This is a genomic window from Azospirillum sp. UENF 112521 (assembly GCF_058780665.1).
In genome coordinates this window covers 131,132-148,776 of sequence record NZ_JBSNCI010000003.1, presented here as the reverse complement: position 1 = coordinate 148,776, position 17,645 = coordinate 131,132, and the positions used below count along the sequence as shown (strand labels likewise).

Below are 17,645 nucleotides of genomic sequence, written 5' to 3'. Positions count from 1 at the left end.
GGCCTGCGGCGACGGTTGCGCCGCGAGGTGCGTCATCCGACCAGGCTGTGGGAGATTACCTTCACCTTGTGGGTGGCGTCGTTCGCCACGCCGGTCGCGATCGCGATCTCGTTCATGCTGTCGCGAATGCCGCCGACGCCCGTCGCGGCCTCCTGCATGTTGGCGGACATCGCGCGGGTGACGATCGTCTGCTCTTCCACCGCCGAGGCGATGGCCGCGGAAATCTCGTTCATGTGGGCAATGACACCGGACACATCGCCGATCGACGTCGCCGCGTCGCTGGTCGCCTTCTGGATGCCGGCGATCTGGGCGGTGATCTCCTCGGTCGCCCGGGCGGTCTGGCCGGCCAGCGTCTTTACCTCGCCGGCGACCACCGCGAAGCCCCGGCCAGCCTCGCCGGCCCGGGCCGCCTCGATCGTCGCGTTCAGCGCCAGCAGGTTGGTTTGCTTGGCGATCTGCTGGATCAGGCCGACCACGTCGCCGATGCGGGACGCCGCCTCGGTCAGGCTGGCCATGATGGCGGCGGTTCGGTTCGCCTGCTCCACCGCCCGCACGGTGACCTCCGCCGCATCGTTCATGCGCCGGCCGATCTCGTCGATCGCCGCCGACAGTTGCTCCGCACCCGCCGCCGCCGCCTGAACGTTTGAGGACACCTGAGTCGAGACCGTGGCGGCATTGGCCGCCTGCCCGTTGGCGGTGGAGATGGCGCTGGTGATCGCGCCGAGATCGGTATCGATCTCCGTCTGGAGTTCGCAGCGCTGCAGGCGATCCCTGACCTGAGCGGTGATGTCGGTGGCAAATTTCACGATCTTCACCGGCCGGCCGTGAGGGTCGAAGATCGGATTGTAGGTCGCTTGGATCCAGACCTCCACCCCGTCCTTGCCGATCCGCCGATATTCGGCGGTCTGGAAGCGGCCCTGGCGCAGATCCTCCCAGAAGCGGCGGTAGGCGGGGCAGTCCCGTTCGGCCGGATCGACGAACAGGCTGTGGTGGCGCCCCCGGATTTCCGCCAGGCTGTAGCCGAGGGTCTGCAGGAAGTTGCCGTTCGCGTCGAGGATGGTTCCGTCCATCGCGAACTGGATAACCGCCTGGGACTTGTTGATGGCGTCGATCTGACCCTGGAAATCGGCGGCCTTGACCTTCTGCTCGGTGACGTTGGTGGCGAACTTCACCACCTTGGTCGGCTTGCCGTTGCGCCCGACGATCGGGTTGTAGGTCGCCTGGATCCAGATGTCCCGGCCGTTCTTGTCGATCCGCCGGTATTCGGCGGCCTGGAAGCGGCCCTGGCGCAGATCCTCCCAGAAGCGGCGGTAGGCGGGGCAGTCCCGTTCGGCCGGATCGACGAAGAGGCTGTGGTGGCGTCCCCGGATTTCCGCCAAGCTGTAACCGACGGTTTCGAGGAAGTTCTGGTTGGCTGTGATGATGGTGCCGTCGAGATTGAACTCGATGACCGCCTGGGACTTGTCCAGAGCATTGAGCTTGGCCGTCCGTTCCAACCCGCTTTGGAAGCCCATCATGACCCAACCCTTTCCACTGTGAATGCCGTCGAATGGGGAAAGGCCGTCGATCGGCCTATCATATGCAGCAGCCGGAGCCTTTGTCGGGCAGGAGAGGCTCACCGCTGCACGGCTGGCAGTGTCGCCCCCTGGCGTAAGCTGCTCGTGGGGCAAGTTAAACGTTCGTACTACAACCGTGGCAATAAGGGTTGCCCCGCATCTTCGGGACGGTACCTATCCCATGGCATCGCAATGCGGATCGGCTCCCCAAATTTTTCCAGCGAATGCGGAAACGGTATTTTTCCGTCTATAGTCAAAGGCTTGTGGCGGATGGCGATGGTCATTCCCGCACCAGTCCGGCATCATCCCTTTCCGTCGGTTCGATCAGAGCGACGACATACACCTATCCTATTTTTCGCACCCTAACTGATCAGATAGTTCCCTTCGTCGAAGTTCTGTGGCAAGGCTCCGTTACTTATCCATTTTTCCGGCATTGCCATACCGAGGCGCAGGAAGGTGGGCCGATCGTCTCCGGGGTGTTGCCCATCACCTCGATGGCCGAGCGGAGGATCGCCCCGGCGGCAGTCTGATCGCGGTACAGACACTCAGTCAGTGCCTTGGGCCGTATCTTCCCTCGAAACTGATGAATGGGGAGGCAGCCTTCTGGGCGCGCAATCGTATTGTTGAGTTACCCATGATAACAGAGTCAATGCCATCCCAGCGAGTGCGTCAAACCTCCACCGCCGGCAGCCGCAATTCTCGGTGGTTGCGCGCCCCCGCAACCAACGACAGTTGACAGCCCGCCTCCAACGAGGCGGGCTGTCGGCGTTTCGGGTCCGCTTCGGCGCACGCCTCCAGGATCGCCAGCAGGTCGCCATGAAGCTGGGCCTCCAGCCCGGCGCCCGAGGGGCAGGGGGACAGCACGACGCGGTCGACCATGGACCGGATCATCTCCATCGCGGCCATCCCCTCGTCGCCATCACCGAGCACGGACTCGAGCTCCGCGATCTTCCGCCGGTACAGCTCCGGCAGGTTGGCCGGCAGCAGCATCTCCGGCGCCTCCGTCCCCAGGGCGCCGATCTCGGTGGCGAGCGCGGCACGCTCAGCCTCCAGTGCAGACAGCCGCGCGTTCAGCGATGGGCTGTACAGTCCCTTCTCCACTGCTTCCAAAATCGACGCGATCTTCCGGTCAACCTCGGCGAGGGCGCGCTCCCGATCCCCGCGCCGGTTCCGCGCCTCGGCCTGATCACGCCGTTGCGCCACGACCATCTCCTCAATGAAGGCGGCGACCACGTCGGCGCCGAGCAGGCGCTCCTTCAGCCCGGCAAGAACACGGCCCTCGATCGCCTGCCGGGTGATGGTGCGGTCGTTCGGGCAGGTGCCGGAATTCCGGTGGCCGGCGCAACCGTAGCGGTCCTTGCCCATGATGGTGTAGCGGCCACCGCAGACGCCGCATACCAGCACGCCGGACAGAAGGAAGCGCCGCCGATGTCCGCGGTTCAGAGCGTTGCCCTGCTCATCCCGACCGATCTCGGTGGCAACCGTCTCCTGTCGCACCTTGACGCGGTTCCACAGAACGTCGTCGATTGTCAATCGGCTTGAGATTGGGACCCTGGATCGGCGCGGAAAAGGGACCCCGTTGAGCTGGTGAGGACTTGTCGCCCAGGTCGTCCATGGAGGGGACCCGCGCGTGCCGCGCAGTGCCCTCATCTGCGACGGAGCGGCACGCGCGGGGAGGCGCTGTGGGCGACCTGGGCGACCCAGGTCAGGCGCGGTTTTTGAAGCGCCAGCTTTCGTTTCCGGTCTCAAGGATCTCGCAGTGGTGGGTAAGCCGGTCGAGCAAGGCGGTGGTCATCTTGGCGTCACCGAAGACGGACGGCCATTCCCCGAACGCCAAGTTGGTGGTGACGATCACGAAGCTGCGCTCGTAAAGCCGGCTGATCAGATGGAACAGCAGCTGACCGCCGGACTGGGCGAAGGGCAGGTAACCGAGTTCGTCGAGGACGATGAAATCCATCCGCGCGAGATAATCGGCCAGGCGCCCCTGCCGGCCGGCCCTGGTTTCAGCCTCCAACCGGTTGACGAGATCGACGACGTTGAAGAAGCGTCCCCGGGAACCGGCCCGGATGCAGGCCCGGGCGATCGCGATGGCGAGATGGGTCTTGCCGGTCCCGGTGCCGCCGACCAGCACGACGTTGCGCTGCTGGGCCAGGAAGGCGCCGCCGGCGAGATCGCGCACCAGGGTTTCGTTGACCGGCGTGTCGTCGAAGGCGAAATCGTCGATGTCCCTGGCGCGCGGCAGCTTGGCGATGGTGATCTGGTACTTTATCGAGCGCGCCTGCTTCTCGGAGATCTCGGCGGTGAGCAGGTCGCCGACGACCCGCTGCGGCTCGTGCTGGCGCTTGACGGCGGTGGCAATGAGTTCATCGTAGGCGGCCTTCATGCCGTAGAGCTTGAGTTCGCTCATGGTGGCCAGGATCTCGGCACGCTCCATCACAGGGGTCTCCTCAGGCTGTCGTAGCGGGCGCAATCGGCGGCCGGCTCGTGCCGGAGCCGCAGGGCATCGGAGGTCATGATCGTGATCGCCGCCGCCGGTTCCCGGCGCCGCGCGAGGATATTGAGGATGACGGCGGCGGAATGAACGCCCTCGCGCAAGGCCTCGGCGCAGGCCGCCTCGACGGCTGGCAGTCCGTCGCTCAGCACGGCGCCGAGAATGTCCACCATCTGCCGGTCGCCGTCCTCGACGGCGGCGAGTTTGCGCCGGACGCGTTCCAGACCGGCCGGCAGGACCCAATCCTTGAACGGTGCCCCATTGCGCAAGGCCCCCGGTTTGCGCGCCAGGACCGGGACATAGTGCCAGGGATCGAACACCGTTCTGTCGCGCCCGAAGCACCGGGCGTGTTCACCGACGATCCGTCCATCCTGGCGCAGTTCGATCCGCTCGGCATAGGCGCGGATTTCCACCAGACGGCCCACCGCGCCGGCCACGACCGAATACTTGTTGTTGTCGAAGCGCACCAGACAGGTCTTGGACACCGAAGCCGGTACGGCATGGAAGCCGTCGAAGCGCCCGGCATAAGGAACCAAGCTCGGCCGCTCTGTCTCGAACATCTCCCAGACCGTCCGCTCCCGCATTTCAGGATGGCGATATGCCTTGGCGTGGGCGACGCAGCGGTCCAGGAGCAAGCCGTTGAGTTCGTCGTAGCTCTTCACCCGCAGCCGGGGGGTGAAGAAGCGCTCGCGGACCAAGCCGACCTGGTTCTCGACCTGTCCCTTTTCCCAGCCCGATGCCGGGGTGCAGGCGACCGGATCGACCAGATAGTGGCTGCACATCTGCAGGAAGCGCCGGTTGTAGACACGCTCTTTGCCGGCGAAGATCGTGTCGACCGCCGTCTTCATGTTGTCGTAGATGCCCCGCGTACAGGCTCCCTTGAAGAAGGCAAAGGCCCGGTCGTGGGCGTCGAACACCATCTCCTGGCTTTCGCGCGGATAGGCCCGTACGAACAGCATCCGGCTGTGGCACAGGCGGACATGGGCCACCTTCACCGTGACCGTCGTTCCGTTGATCAGGACGACCTCATGGCTCCAGTCGAACTGGTAGGCCTCGCCTGGCGCAAAGCTCAACGGCACGTAGGCTTGGGCGACGGAGGGGCCCTGCTCCTGCCGCCAAACCCGGGCATAACGACGGACAGCGTCGTAGCCGCCTTCATAGCCGCGGGACCGTAACGTTTCGAACAGCCGGACCAGCGTCAGGCGCTCGCGTGATGCTTTCCCCTCGTTGGCCAGCAACAGAGCATCCAGCTCTTCACGCCAGGGGCCGATCTTCGGCAAAGGCTGGTTCGTGCGCGTGTAGCGGAACTCCGTGGCCTCCGACCGGATCACCTTCCGCACGACCTTCCGGGAAAGCCCGAACTCCCGGCAGATCACCTTGATCGGCTTCTGCTGCACGAAGTAGGCACGACGGATCTTCGCGATCGTTTCCACAATCAGCATCCCTCGACAGGCCTCCATGTCCTCCATGGCGGCCAGTGTGGACCCAAAGCATCGGGGGTCCCGTTTGGATGCCGATCACCCCCTATACGGGGTCCTTATTCCATGCCGATTTACAGTCAGCGAGCAGGAGGGCGGTCGCCTTGGCCTTCATCGGGCCGCCACGATCGGCGTGCAGGGTCAGCCGACCGGGCGGAACGGCGTGTTTGGCCAGCGTCTCCTCGACCAGCGCCTTGAACAGGGTGGCGCTCTCGGCATCGGCGACGCACCAGCCGATCACCCGGCGGCTGAAGATGTCGAGGATGACGTAGAGATAATAGTAGGACCACTTCATCGGTCCCATCAGCTTGGTGATGTCCCAGGACCAGACCTCGTTGGGAGCTTTGGCCAGCAGTTCAGGCTTCCGGTAGGCCGGATGGCGGAGCTGGTCGCGGCGTTCCCGGACCTCATCATGCTCGGCCAGCAGGCGGTACATAGTGCGGATGGAACAATGATAGACGCCCTCATCGAGCAGAGTGGCGTAGACTTCCGCAGGGGCAAGATCGACGAAGCGCGGCTCACGCAGAAGGGCGAGCACCGTCTGGCGCTCCTGAACCGCGAGCGCTCGCGGCGGGCGTGGCCGGGGGCGAGGCGCCGGTTCCCGGCCGGCCAGCCGAACCCGGCGTCGCGTTGCCGGCGCCAGTCGGTCAGGGCCGACGAATAAAGACCTTCCCGCCGCAGGATCGCGGCGATCCCGCCGGTGTCCGCCGCCCGATCCGTCTCGGCCAGGATCCGAAGCTTTTCCGCCGCCGTGAAGGTGCGACGTTTGGGACGCGCCGACATCTCCGGGGAGACTGCAGCGGGCGCAGCAACAACCCGCGGCGTCTCACCAGCGTCTGCAACTGCCTCCGATACGGTGGGCATCTTGTTGGGCATGACCACGAAATCAATTTCCTACGCCCTCAAGCTTAAACTTCCGGAGGGTTGATGTCTCAGCGTCATTGGCACAGAGGGGGCCTCGACGTTCCGGGTTGGGAAAGTCCGACAACTCATCGCGATCAGCCGAACGGCTTCTCGCTTGAACTCTTTGGTCACCTTACGACGTTGACCATTACCCATGCCAAACCTCCCAGTCTCTCAGGCTATGGATGGAATTGCAGGAGTTGGAATATCTTTCCCCTGGTCGTGTCCCGAGGCGTGGTGTAGGAGCCGGGGCGCTCATCTGGTCTCCGGCAGTTCTGGCCGGGACGGTCACGCGGCCGCAGCGGGCAACGTGAGGGCAAGATCATCGCGCAGCGGGGCGATGGTTTCCAGGGTCATGTAACGCGCCCGCTGCACCGCCCATTCGTCGTTCTGTTCGAGCAGGATGGCACCGATCAACCGGGTGATCGCCGCCTCGTTGGGAAAGATGCCGACCACCTCGGTGCGCCGCTTGATCTCGCCGTTCAGGCGTTCCAGTGGGTTCGTGCTGTGGATCTTGGCGCGGTGCTCCTTGGGGAAGGTCATGAAGGCCAGCACGTCGTCCTCGGCCTCGTCGAGCAGGGCGGCCAGCTTCGGCAGCTTGGGGCGGACCTGATCGGCGACTTGGCGCCACTGCGCCTTGGCGGCGCCGGCGTCGTCCTGGGCAAACGCCGTGGCAATGAAGGCCGACACCACGCGCCGGCCGCTCCGGCCGGCATGCGCCAGCACGTTGCGCATGAAATGCACCCGACAGCGCTGCCACGTGGCGCGGAACACCTTGGACACGGCGGCCTTGATGCCCTCGTGGGCGTCGGAGATCACCAGCTTCACGCCGGCCAAGCCGCGGCGCTTGAGCTTACGCAGGAAGTCGATCCAGAAGGTCTCCGCCTCCGAGGCGCCGATGTCCATGCCCAGCACCTCGCGCCGGCCATCGGTGTTCACCGCCACCGCGATGGTGACGGCGACCGAGACGATGCGGCCATTCTGGCGGACCTTCACATAGGTGGCGTCAATCCACAGGTACGGCCAGTCGCCTTCGATGGGGCGCTCCAGGAAGGTCTTCACCCGCTCGTCGATCTCTTCGCACAGCCGGCTGACCTGGCTCTTGGAGATGCCGCCCATGCCGAGCGCCTTGACCAGGTCGTCCACCGAGCGCGTCGAGATGCCGTGCACGTAGGCTTCCTGGATCACCGCGGTCAGCGCCTTCTCGGCCATCCGGCGCGGCTCCAGGAAACCGGGGAAGTACGAGCCCTTGCGCAGTTTTGGGATGCGCAGCTCGACGGTGCCGGCGCGGGTTTCCCAGTCGCGCTCGCGGTAGCCGTTGCGCTGGACCAGCCGCTCGGCGGAGCGCTCGCCGTGGGCAGCACCAGTCAGGCCCTGCACCTCCAACTCCATCAGCCGCTCGGCCGCGAAACCGATCATCTCGCGCAGAACGTCGGCGTCAGGGCTCTTCTCCAGCAGCGCGCGAAGCGCCATCATCTCGTCGGTCATCGTGGTCATCCTTCGGTCGGGTTGAGGTGTGGTGACCAGACTCTACCGAAGATCCACGATGACCGCCCCGCTGTGGGGAACCGGCCCGCCTACGCCAGCCATGTGAAGGCGCTTCGGCGGGCCGCTTACCCACAGTTCCTACACCACGCTCTGGGACGTGACCTTTCCCCTTCCAAATCGGAAACGCGACCGGTTGTAGTGCTTCCATATGTTGGCGCTACCAATATGAGAAAACTGACTCCCCGTCAGCGTGCATAGCCATTGCTTTTGTCCAACTGCAAATCGCTGGCCAAAAGCTCATGCTCTACGGGAAACCTGATTAAAGGGAGCGGCGGATGTCCCAAAAGCTGCTGAACGACCGTCGTGTCCTCATCGTTGAGGACGAGTTCCTCGTCACCGTCGTTCTGGAGACGGCGGTCCAGGAGGCAGGAGCCAGTGTGGTTCGGCTTGCCGCTTCGACCGTGGATGCTCTTGCGCTGATTGAAGCCGAGCCCTTCGATGTTGCGCTTCTGGACGCCCGATTGGATGAAGAGCCGGTCTCTGACGTTGCCGAAGCTTTGGAAAAACGAGGCATTCCATTCGTTTTCCATTCGGGATATGGCCCAGAACATCTTCCAAGCAGCCATCGTCATCGCCCCCTGCTCCGTAAGCCATCACTTTCATCCAGTGTCGTCCATGCACTGTACGAGGCAATGGAATAGCTGGAACCGGGCGGAAGGCCCATTGCAGCGAAAGACGCCGACTCTCTGCCGGCCTCTTATGGTTCGGTTATGTCCCCCATCATCGTTGGGTCGACGGTGGACACGGCCATCCGGCGCCGTGCCTTTCACGGTTTTCCATTTTGATGGGCTCGTCGGTGCCCGTTCATGCCATGGCGGTGCACAACATGCGAACGATGGCAGCGGGGGCGCAGGGCTTCCGAAGCAACGGTCTGTGTCGGTGTTGTTGCGGAAGGAGTTCCACCCCGTATCCCGAGTGGAAGACAAATGGCTTCGCGCCGGCTTCGAGCGCGTCGGCGACGGCAGTCACCCGCTCATCGTCGAGCCGGACATCCAGGATGGCGGCATCGAAATCTTCCCGTTCGATCAGCGCCAGGGCATCCGCCACGCAGCTGGCCATGCCGATGATGGTGGCTCCCGCATCCTGCAGGATTTCCTCCAACGCCATGGCGATCAGCAATTCGTCCTCGACGATCATGATCCGGCAGCCTTCCAGATGCTTTCCGGTCATGAAGCATTCTCAAGGGGGGGCGGGGCTTTCGTCGTCGCTCCTCGTCTGGGCGACCGGTACGGTGAACGTCGCCTGGAGACCGGTCGGATCGTAATCCACCATGACATCGCCGCGCAGTTCATAGCGGATTTGCTGGGTGATCAGCTTGGAGCCGAAGCCATGATGGGTGGGAGGCGACACGGGGGGACCGTCCATCTCGCGCCAATGGACAAGCAGCACCGCATCGGCATCCCTTTGCCCGAATTCCCAGGTCACGACGACGCGCCCTTCCGCCACGGACAGTGCGCCGTATTTCAGCGCGTTGGTCACCAACTCGTGGATCACCATGCCGAGCGCCAACGCGGCCTTGGGCCGGAGTTGAACGGCAGGTCCGTCAACGGCAAAGCGTCCTTCGCTGGTGGCATAAGGCTTCACCTCATTGAGCACGACGTCGCTGAGGAGAACGTTTCCCCAACCGTCACGGGTCAGCAGATCGTAGGTGCTGGCGACCGCCTGCAGGCGCCCGAGAAACGCCGTGCATTCCGGTGCCTCGGCAATCGCCTTCAGAGTCTGCTGGGCCAGGGCGGTGACGACGGCCAGCATGTTCTTGACGCGGTGGTCGAGTTCACCGATGAGCTGGCGCTGCTGCTCCTCGGCCTCCTTGAGTGACGTCACGTCGACGAAGGTCAACAACAGGCCTTCCAGATCGTTGCGGGCCTTCCGGTAAGGCAGGATGCGCATCATGTAGTGCCTGGTCCCGTCCCTGGACCGAACCGCCTTTTCCACGGTCGCCGGGTCGGTTAGCGCATGTCTCAGATCCCGATCCAGATCGACCTGGTCGAGATGGCTGACGATATCGGTCAGCGGACGACCGCGGTCGGTCGCGATCAGATTGAAAATCTGGGTGATCGCCGGCGTGAAACTCCGGATCAGCAGGGATCGGTCCAGGAAGATGATCCCGATCTGGGTGCTGTTGAACAGATTCTGGAGATCGCTGTTGGACTGGTCCAGCTCCTCGACCTTGCTGTTGAGTTCGATATTGACTGCGTGAAGCTCCTCATTGACGGATTGCGTTTCCTCTTTGGCTGTTTCCAGCTCCTCATTGGTCGATTGCAGTTCCTCGTTGACCGAGATGAGTTCCTCGTTGGCGGACTTCAGTTCCTCCAATGAGGTTTCATACTCTTCGATCGTGCTCTGGAGACGCTCCTTGGTATCGCGAAGTTCACGTTCCAGCTGCTCCACCGCACCGGGATCCTGGCCCCAGTGACGCTCCTTGCCGTAGATTTCCTCCGCAGGACTTGGATCTCCGACATCGGAAAACAGGACCAGGAAGAAGGGTTCCCCGTCGCGGTCGAACGGCTCGATCGTCAGATCGAGCATTTGGACACGATCGTCCACCTCCACCGCCAGGTGCTTGCGGGTTACCGGCTTGTGGGTCTGCATCGCCTCGTGCAGGGCGCCGCGAAGATCGAGCCGAAGTCCCTTGCGGGCCATCGCCAGAAGCTGGCGGTTCGGGGCGCCGGGCGGCGCCTGAAGGTATTTGCCGGTGTTGGCGGAATAATAGACCACCTCACTGTTTTGATTGACGACGACATGGGCCGGAGCGAAACGCTCCAGCACGCGCGCCTCCACATGCCCACGCAGATTGGCGGCATTGGACTGGATCGAGCGGGGGGTCTCGGCCGATCCGCGAGGCGTGCGGCCGCCATGCTCCGCCATGGCGAAGGGAATGGTCACGGAAACCGCATCCTGCCGGCGGAACAGGCGATGTTTTTTGTCTATGGGCACGAACAGCGTCTGATGTTGCCCGATGGTCTCGGCCACGCCGAGGAAAAGATAGCCGCTGGGGCGCAATGCATAGTGGAACATTGGGATCACCTGATCCTGAAGTCCCATCCCCAGGTAAATGAGCAGATTGCGGCACGAAATCAGGTCGATGCGTGAAAATGGCGGGTCACGGACGACGCTGTGCGACGAGAAGATGCACAGGTCGCGCACCTCCTTGCGAACGAGATAGCTGGTGCCGTTTTCAGTGAAATGGCGTTTGAGACGGTCCGCCCGCACATCCCGCACCAGATTGGCGGGATAGCGCCCGGTGCGTGCCACTTCCAGGGCATGCTCGTCGATGTCGGTGGCGAAGACCTGGATCTTCGGCACGCTGTGGAGGGTTCCCGCATATTCGGACAGCAGCATGGCGATGGAGTACACCTCCTCGCCGGTGGCGCAGCCCGGCACCCAGACGCGCACCGCATCGCCGACGCTTTTCCCGGCGAACAGATGCGGGATGACGAGTTCCTCCAGCGCCCGGAAGGTCTCGCCGTCGCGGAAGAAGGTGGTGACACCGATCAGCAGATCGCGAAACAGTGCCGCGGCTTCGGTACGGTCCTCACGCAGGTGTTCGACATAGCTGTCGATGTCCGTCAGCCGCAGGGCCTGCATCCTGCGTTGGACACGGCGCAGGAAAGTGTTGTGCTTGTAGCCCTGGAAATCGTGCCCGATCTGATTGCGCAGAATGGTGGTGATGCTTCTGCGTGCCGATTCCAGCCGCGCATCCTCTTGAACATCCTTCTCACCCGTCAGATCGCCCAGCGACGTGGCGGTTCGCGCGTAGTCCACCAGCGTCGCCGCCATCGTTTCGACCGGCGCGACAAGGTCGACGACGCCGGTGGCGATGGCGCTGTTCGGCATGCCGTCATGGCGGGGAATTCCGTCATGCCCCTGGGCGATGGTGAAGCCGCCCCGTTCCTTGATCGCTTTGACGCCCAGGGTGCCGTCGCTGCCGCCGCCCGACAGGATGATGCCCACCGCTCTTTCACCGCAGTCGCTGGCGAGCGAGCTGAGGAAGAGGTCGATGGGGTTGCGCTCGCGGCGGGAGGCGCTGTCCGGCCGGACATGCAGCCGGCCGCTGTCGATGGTCAGCAGGGTTCCCGGCTGCAGGGTGTAGATGCGGTTTGGCTCGACCAAATCCCCGTCGCAGGCCTGATGCGCCGGCGTGGGCGTGCATCGGCCGATGATGTCGGCCAGCAGGCTTTCGTGTTCCGGTGACAGATGCGTCACGACCACGAAGGCCATGCCGCTGTCGGCAGGAACGGCGCCGAACAGCCCCTCCAAGGCCTCCACCCCGCCAGCGGATGCGCCGATCCCGACGATTGGGAAGGATGCCTTGTCGCTCATGCTGCTGCCCTTCCACAGATCCTGACGATCCGGATCGATGTCGTTTGAGGATGCCGGGGATGGCGCTCTTGTCGGCGATGAGCTTTTCTACAGTTCAACTGGAGCAACCCCTCGGGACGATGGCCGGCCGTCCCTGGTGGCGTTCTTCCTCACAGTCGATGCCAAATTCTGACGCGGACGGTCAACTCACTCTCTAGCACCTTCCTTTGGTTGGGCACCACCGTCATCGTCCCAGTTGCGAAGCAGAGTGCTACGCTCCCGCTGGAGTAGACGCTCATCGCCGATCCTTGCGGTCACCGGTGGCACGGACGCGGTTTCAATGAACATTTTCCCGTTCAGGAAATGGACTGACGACGAACGATGTTTCAGTTGTACGGTTTGCATGACGACACATCCTCTGCGGTAAAGTTCGGTGCGGAACGGCTTTCCGCGATAGACGGAGCATTGCTCCGCCCGGTCCTCGCAACAATGTTCATCCGGGCAGGAGAGTTGCGTTTCCCGCCGGTTCCAGGAGCCGGTCCAGTTCATCGGGGTCGATGAGCACCGTCTGCTCCATGGCCATTCCGCGATTGGAATGCGGAAGACGGAGCCAGGTCGCGCTGCGCCGATACACAGGGAAGGAGAGCGAGTCGATCAACTCCTCGTCGGTCTCCACAATGTAGCTTCCCGCCGGTTGCACCCCGTCGACGCCGCTCAAGGCAAAAGGATGGGCGAACGTTACGGTCCTGCTGGTGGTGCGGGTGAATGCGTTGGTCATCGAAGGGTGCTCCCATTCATGTCCGGCGGATTTCCTTGAAAGCAGCTGTCTATCCGCCCGAACTGGAGAACAGCAGCCCGGCAAGAAAGCCGACTGAGACGCCAAGTGTCAGATAAGCCATGTTCTTCCATTTCGGCGCGGACAAAGCCCAGGCGGCACGCTCTGAAACCATCCACTCCGACAACGTCCCGTGCGTGAGCGACATGGCGATCTCCTTCCGGATATTTGCTTCGAAATATGGTGCCGCCAAATTTTATTACAATGGAGAGGGGCAAATAATTACATTGATGCTTATTTGATTCGGACTGCCGCCAGCCTCCGCTGGACAGGATCCTCTACCTGGATGATTCTTGAGCGTCCCTCAGGCTGCCTTCTCACCATTTGGTGCGATGGAGCAACGACTTGCATGTCAAAGCACGCGGCAAAAACCTGCCATACGCGGCCCTGACCGATGTGAGCCACGGCTCAAAAAAACATGGACCGGACCGCCTCGACCGACTGCCAGACGGTGATCGCCGTGGCGATGAGAACGGCGGCGGCCATCGCCAACGACACTGCCAGCAACACCCCGTCCTCTTCCAGATAGGCCAAGGCGATCAGCATGATCGTCACCGCCGGGACGACATTGCTCAGCGGAATGGGAACGAAGAAGACGCCTGCCAGCACGAGGACGACCAATCCGACCACGCGCGTCGTCGTCTCGAACGGCATCTTCCAGCGTGGGCGTATGACCGTCTCCATGCGCCTCAAAACCGGCACGGTACGATCGACCATACGGACCAGGCGCTGTGTCGAGAAACGCCGCGACATGATCGTTCTGGGAAAGGCCGGAGTTTCCCGCGCGAGGATCATCTGGAACGCGGGAATGGTCAGCAGCAGCCCGACGACCGGCGATGTTCCCGGAGTCAGCCCGATCAGTGCCAGCAACAGCAGAACGACGCCGAAGGAGCGCTTGTGCAGCCTGTCCAGCAGCCAGCCGAATGTAACGCCCTCGGCCGGAGCTTCTGCGAGCAGGCCACGCAAAACCTCGGATGTCGGGATATGCGGGGGCAAGACCGCGGTCATGACCGCATCGCTCCGGCCGTTTCGGTGGGGCGACACCTGCCTGTCATGCCGGGATCGACACCGTAACGGTCGTGCCGGCGCCGGACCTGACGGTCAGACCGCCTTTGACCTGCTCGGCCAGCAACTCCATCAAGGTGAGGCCGAGCGACCCCGTGCGTCGTTCGTCGGCCATGCCGATGCCATCGTCACTGATGCTCATGCGCAGGACTTCGTACGAGATTTCCCGGAACGAGACGGCGATGCGGCCGGATCGCCCGTCCGGGAAAGCGTATTTCAGCGCATTGATCATCGCCTCGTTGGCGATGAGGGCCAGCGGGATGGCCCGATCCGGTTTCAGGAACACCTCGTCGGCTTCGACATCCAGCACCACCCGCAAACTCTGTGCAGGCTCGAAGGACATCAGCAGGTCGCGGCACAGCATCCGCAGATATCCCCCGAACTCGATCTCCTGCAGCCCCTGCGTCCGGTAGAGCGTCTCGTGGATCTCGGCCATGCGGTCCAGCCTTTCCACGGCGCTGTGCAGCGCCTCCTGCACGGCCGGCTCCCGGCCATGTGTGAGGTCCAACCGGATGCGCAGGAAGGACGAGGCCATCTGGAGGGTGTTTTTGACGCGGTGGTTCACCTCCTTCATCAGGTTGTCCTTGTCGCGCAGCAGCACGTCATTGTCGGCAAGGGTGTTGCGCAGCACACGCTCCACCTCGGTGCGGCGCTCAACTTCGGCGGCAAGTTGGCGATTGAGCTCATCCAGCCGCGCGGTGCGCACCGAGACACGGTGATCGAGTTCTTCGTTGAGCTGGCGCAATCCGTCTTCCGCCGCCTTGCGCTCGGTGATGTCGACAAAGGACACGAAATGGTGGCGGATACGGTCTTCTTCGAAAACGGGTGCGACATGCTGGAGCACCCATAGCGGCTTTCCATCCCTCCGATAGAGACGGACCTGACGCACGATGGCCTCGCCGGCGCGGAGGGCAAGGCCAATGGCGCGCGCCACCTCCGGGTCGGTGCCGGAGCCGGACAGCAGATGATAGCTCTTGCCCAGAATCTCTTCGCGCGCATAGCCGCTGAGCCTGGTGAATGCGGCATTGGCGAAGACGATCGGGATATCCGGCAGGGTGGGATCGGCGATCAGCATGGGCATGAGGGTCGTTTCCGCGGCCACCACGAAGGGACCTCCGCGCGCTGCCTCCATCCTGACCATTCTCTCTGCGTCCTGTTGGTCGCGGGGATTATCGGGCATGCAGCGCTCCTTCGTCCGATCCATTATTCGAAAAGGATATAGCCGCTGAATGCAGCCTTCCCAGGCGAAGAAGTGGCAGAGCCCGTTCGCTGGTTTTGCGTCGAATGGCAAAATATACCGATTGATCCACGGCAAAAATCTCCTGACCTTCTTACGTATGTAAAATATAGAGTCACGAACACCAAAAGAACATCTCCTTTATATTCAGCAATTTATAGTTCCTAATTTCAGTTTATGTTTTCAAGGCCATTGATATTTTGCGGTGCGGCATAATATAGGATTAAGTCATCGAGGTAGAGCGCAGCGCTCCCTTTCAGCTCTCGCACCCCAAACAGTCATGGAGACGTCATGGACGACGGCACTCATCCCACCCCCACCATTCGCCCGACCAATCGCCCTACCATTCGCAGTGCCAGCGACGAAGCCGCGGCGGGTAACGACGCGCCGAAGGGCGCCGGCATCCGCAGCGCCAGCGAGGAGCACACGGCGAAACCTGCCCGCGAGCTTGGTCAGCAGCCGAGGCCCTGGCCGCCGAGGCTGCCCGGCGCTTCAGACAACCAGGGCTTTCCGGAATCCGTCCGGACCGCCGGCCAGAGATTTGACCGTGCTCTCAAAGACGGTCTCGACGAGGGTGGCGGTCGGGCCACGGCACTCGGCGGTGCCCTGATGGCAGGCTATGGAACGGCCATTTCAGAGGCGGTCTCCTTCATGGGCCAAGCCGCGGAACGCCAGAACGAACTGTTGGGCAGCATGCTTCAGGCCCGCGGCCCACAGGACATCATGACGGCAGGACAACGCTACCTGCTCGGCGGATGGCTGGCCTTCTTCGAGGCCAATGTCCGCGTCGCCCAGGCTGCGTCCCGGCTGTCGCAAGACACCGCGCACAGCCCGCCCCGGCCTGGCGCCTGAGGCCGCCGGCGCTCTTCAAAGCCGCATGACAATATTTCGGGAGGATCTCCGTTGACCGGTTCGGAAAAGGAGACGCAGACGCTTCTCACCGTCGAAGAGCAGGTGGGCGTCTGCAAACGCCGACAGGTCACCGGGGCCGTCCGCGCCAGCACCTTCAGCCATGAGCGGGAACAGGCGGTCGAAGCCGACCTGTCGACGGAAACACTGGAGGTCGAGCGGGTTCCCATCGGACGGTTCGTCGATGGCCCGATCCCCGACCGCCAGGACGGCGACACCACCGTCATCTCGGTGATCGAGGAGGTGGCGACGGTGGAGGTTCGCCTGAAGCTGGTGGAGGAGGTTCGGATCACCCGCCGCACCGCCAGTCGCAAGATGACCGACCAGGTCATGCTGCGCCGTCAGGAGGTCGTCATCGAACAGGATCCGTCTTTGGACAACCCCGTGACCTGAGCGGCCTGACTTACCTCAAGAAATTGAATACTTTAAATCCTACTGGAGACTATCATGAGCACGATCATCGTTGGACTTTACAAGGAAAGCGGTTCCGCCAAGAAGGCCTTCCAGGCCTTGGTCGCGGCGGGCTGCCAGGAAGCGGACATCGAGACCTTCGGCGGCGCCGATAGCGCCGACAAGGCCGCCCAGGGCCTGCTGGGGCACGGTTTCGACAAGGAACTGGCCGAGCAGTACGGTGCAGCCATCCGCCAGGGCCACACCCTGGTTGCGGCCGACATCGCCGACCAGGATGCCGACGCGGCGGAAGCCATCCTCGATGAAAACGGGTCCGTTGACCTGCCCGAGCCCCCTGCGGTGCGGAAGCCGGCCCAGAAGGCGGGCAATGGCGCCACCGTCGAGCAGGAAACCCTCCAGTCGGTGAAGGAGGAGGTCGAGATCGGCAAGCGCCGGGTCGCCAAAGGCGGATTGAAAGCCGTGTCGGAGATCACGGAAACCCCAATTCAGGAGACCGTAACGCTGCGCGACGAGGCGGTGGGCGTGGAACACCGCAAGGTCGATCGGCCTCTCCGCCCCGACGAGGAGAAGGCTGCGTTCGGCGAGAAGACCGTCGAGCTGACGGCGACCTCCGAAACGCCGGAAATCACCAAGGAAGCCCGCGTGGTCGGGGAGGTCGTGTTGTCCAAGACCGCTTCCGAACAGGAAAAGACCGTGGGAACCGTCGTCCGACGCAGCGATGTCAAGGTGGAGCCTGTCGGAAACAAGCCCGGCAACAAGCGCTGATCTGAAGCGTGCACAACAGACGGGGCGGCCGTTCGGCCGCCTCCCGCCGCAGCGGATACAACCTGCGGCGGAGCGATTGAAGGTCAATCGAAGTGACATCCAGATTCATTTCCCGTTTGTCGGGAGATTTATATCAATAGAAACA

Annotated in this window: 15 protein-coding genes and 2 pseudogenes; 4 read left to right on the top strand and 13 right to left on the bottom strand. The window is 63.1% G+C overall.

Annotation, left to right across the window (positions count from 1 at the left end):
• Window positions 1-32 precede the first annotated feature (32 nt).
• The 7 genes and pseudogenes from ACWPN8_RS16620 to ACWPN8_RS16590 form a co-directional block, all read right to left on the bottom strand.
• A complete protein-coding gene (locus ACWPN8_RS16620; RefSeq protein WP_492241491.1) occupies window positions 33-1,517 on the bottom strand; it encodes a methyl-accepting chemotaxis protein in 1,485 nt (494 codons plus the stop codon).
• A gap of 167 nt (window positions 1,518-1,684) precedes the next feature.
• A complete protein-coding gene (locus tag ACWPN8_RS16615; protein WP_492241490.1) occupies window positions 1,685-1,840 on the bottom strand; it encodes a hypothetical protein in 156 nt (51 codons plus the stop codon).
• 385 nt (window positions 1,841-2,225) lie between these two features.
• Window positions 2,226-3,053, bottom strand: coding sequence for a recombinase zinc ribbon domain-containing protein (locus ACWPN8_RS16610; RefSeq protein WP_492241489.1), 828 nt, complete (start codon window positions 3,051-3,053; stop codon window positions 2,226-2,228).
• Window positions 3,054-3,261: 208 nt separating this feature from the next.
• A complete protein-coding gene (gene istB, locus ACWPN8_RS16605; protein WP_492241488.1) occupies window positions 3,262-3,990 on the bottom strand; it encodes an IS21-like element helper ATPase IstB in 729 nt (242 codons plus the stop codon).
• A pseudogene (istA, locus tag ACWPN8_RS16600) lies at window positions 3,920-5,489 on the bottom strand (IS21 family transposase). The gene istB and the pseudogene istA overlap by 71 nt, the downstream one beginning before the upstream one ends.
• Window positions 5,490-5,604: 115 nt before the next feature.
• A pseudogene (locus ACWPN8_RS16595) lies at window positions 5,605-6,407 on the bottom strand (transposase); the annotation flags it as partial.
• Between the two features lie 309 nt (window positions 6,408-6,716).
• A complete protein-coding gene (locus ACWPN8_RS16590) occupies window positions 6,717-7,916 on the bottom strand; it encodes an IS256 family transposase (protein ID WP_492240129.1) in 1,200 nt (399 codons plus the stop codon).
• Window positions 7,917-8,251: 335 nt separating this feature from the next.
• Between ACWPN8_RS16590 and ACWPN8_RS16585 the strand changes: the two genes are divergently transcribed.
• The gene (locus tag ACWPN8_RS16585) at window positions 8,252-8,617 is read left to right on the top strand and encodes a response regulator (protein ID WP_492241487.1); all 366 of its coding nucleotides are present in this window, start codon (window positions 8,252-8,254) and stop codon (window positions 8,615-8,617) included.
• A gap of 163 nt (window positions 8,618-8,780) precedes the next feature.
• Here ACWPN8_RS16585 and ACWPN8_RS16580 read toward each other — a convergent pair whose 3' ends face one another.
• The 6 genes from ACWPN8_RS16580 to ACWPN8_RS16555 form a co-directional block, all read right to left on the bottom strand.
• Complete coding sequence (locus ACWPN8_RS16580; protein WP_492241486.1) at window positions 8,781-9,146, bottom strand: response regulator; 366 nt, start codon at window positions 9,144-9,146, stop codon at window positions 8,781-8,783.
• Window positions 9,147-9,155: 9 nt separating this feature from the next.
• Window positions 9,156-12,299, bottom strand: a complete 3,144-nt coding sequence (locus tag ACWPN8_RS16575; RefSeq protein WP_492241485.1) for a chemotaxis protein CheB — start codon at window positions 12,297-12,299, stop codon at window positions 9,156-9,158.
• Between the two features lie 472 nt (window positions 12,300-12,771).
• Entirely contained in the window at window positions 12,772-13,056 is a 285-nt protein-coding gene (locus tag ACWPN8_RS16570; RefSeq protein ID WP_492241484.1) for a hypothetical protein, read from the bottom strand.
• A 49-nt stretch (window positions 13,057-13,105) separates the two neighbouring features.
• Window positions 13,106-13,261, bottom strand: coding sequence for a hypothetical protein (locus tag ACWPN8_RS16565; RefSeq protein ID WP_158279295.1), 156 nt, complete (start codon window positions 13,259-13,261; stop codon window positions 13,106-13,108).
• 260 nt (window positions 13,262-13,521) lie between these two features.
• Complete coding sequence (locus ACWPN8_RS16560; RefSeq protein WP_492241483.1) at window positions 13,522-14,121, bottom strand: exopolysaccharide biosynthesis protein; 600 nt, start codon at window positions 14,119-14,121, stop codon at window positions 13,522-13,524.
• 43 nt (window positions 14,122-14,164) lie between these two features.
• Window positions 14,165-15,259, bottom strand: a complete 1,095-nt coding sequence (locus ACWPN8_RS16555; RefSeq protein WP_492241482.1) for a sensor histidine kinase — start codon at window positions 15,257-15,259, stop codon at window positions 14,165-14,167.
• A gap of 447 nt (window positions 15,260-15,706) precedes the next feature.
• On the opposite strand from ACWPN8_RS16555, the gene ACWPN8_RS16550 reads away from it, so the two are divergent.
• The 3 genes from ACWPN8_RS16550 to ACWPN8_RS16540 are packed head-to-tail and all read left to right on the top strand — an operon-like array spanning window position 15,707 to window position 17,500.
• Complete coding sequence (locus ACWPN8_RS16550; RefSeq protein ID WP_109050833.1) at window positions 15,707-16,267, top strand: hypothetical protein; 561 nt, start codon at window positions 15,707-15,709, stop codon at window positions 16,265-16,267.
• Window positions 16,268-16,318: 51 nt separating this feature from the next.
• The gene (locus tag ACWPN8_RS16545) at window positions 16,319-16,717 is read left to right on the top strand and encodes a YsnF/AvaK domain-containing protein (protein WP_492241481.1); all 399 of its coding nucleotides are present in this window, start codon (window positions 16,319-16,321) and stop codon (window positions 16,715-16,717) included.
• 54 nt (window positions 16,718-16,771) lie between these two features.
• Window positions 16,772-17,500 (top strand): YsnF/AvaK domain-containing protein, encoded by a 729-nt coding sequence (locus ACWPN8_RS16540; protein ID WP_109095774.1) that lies wholly within the window; start codon window positions 16,772-16,774, stop codon window positions 17,498-17,500.
• Window positions 17,501-17,645: the final 145 nt, after the last annotated feature.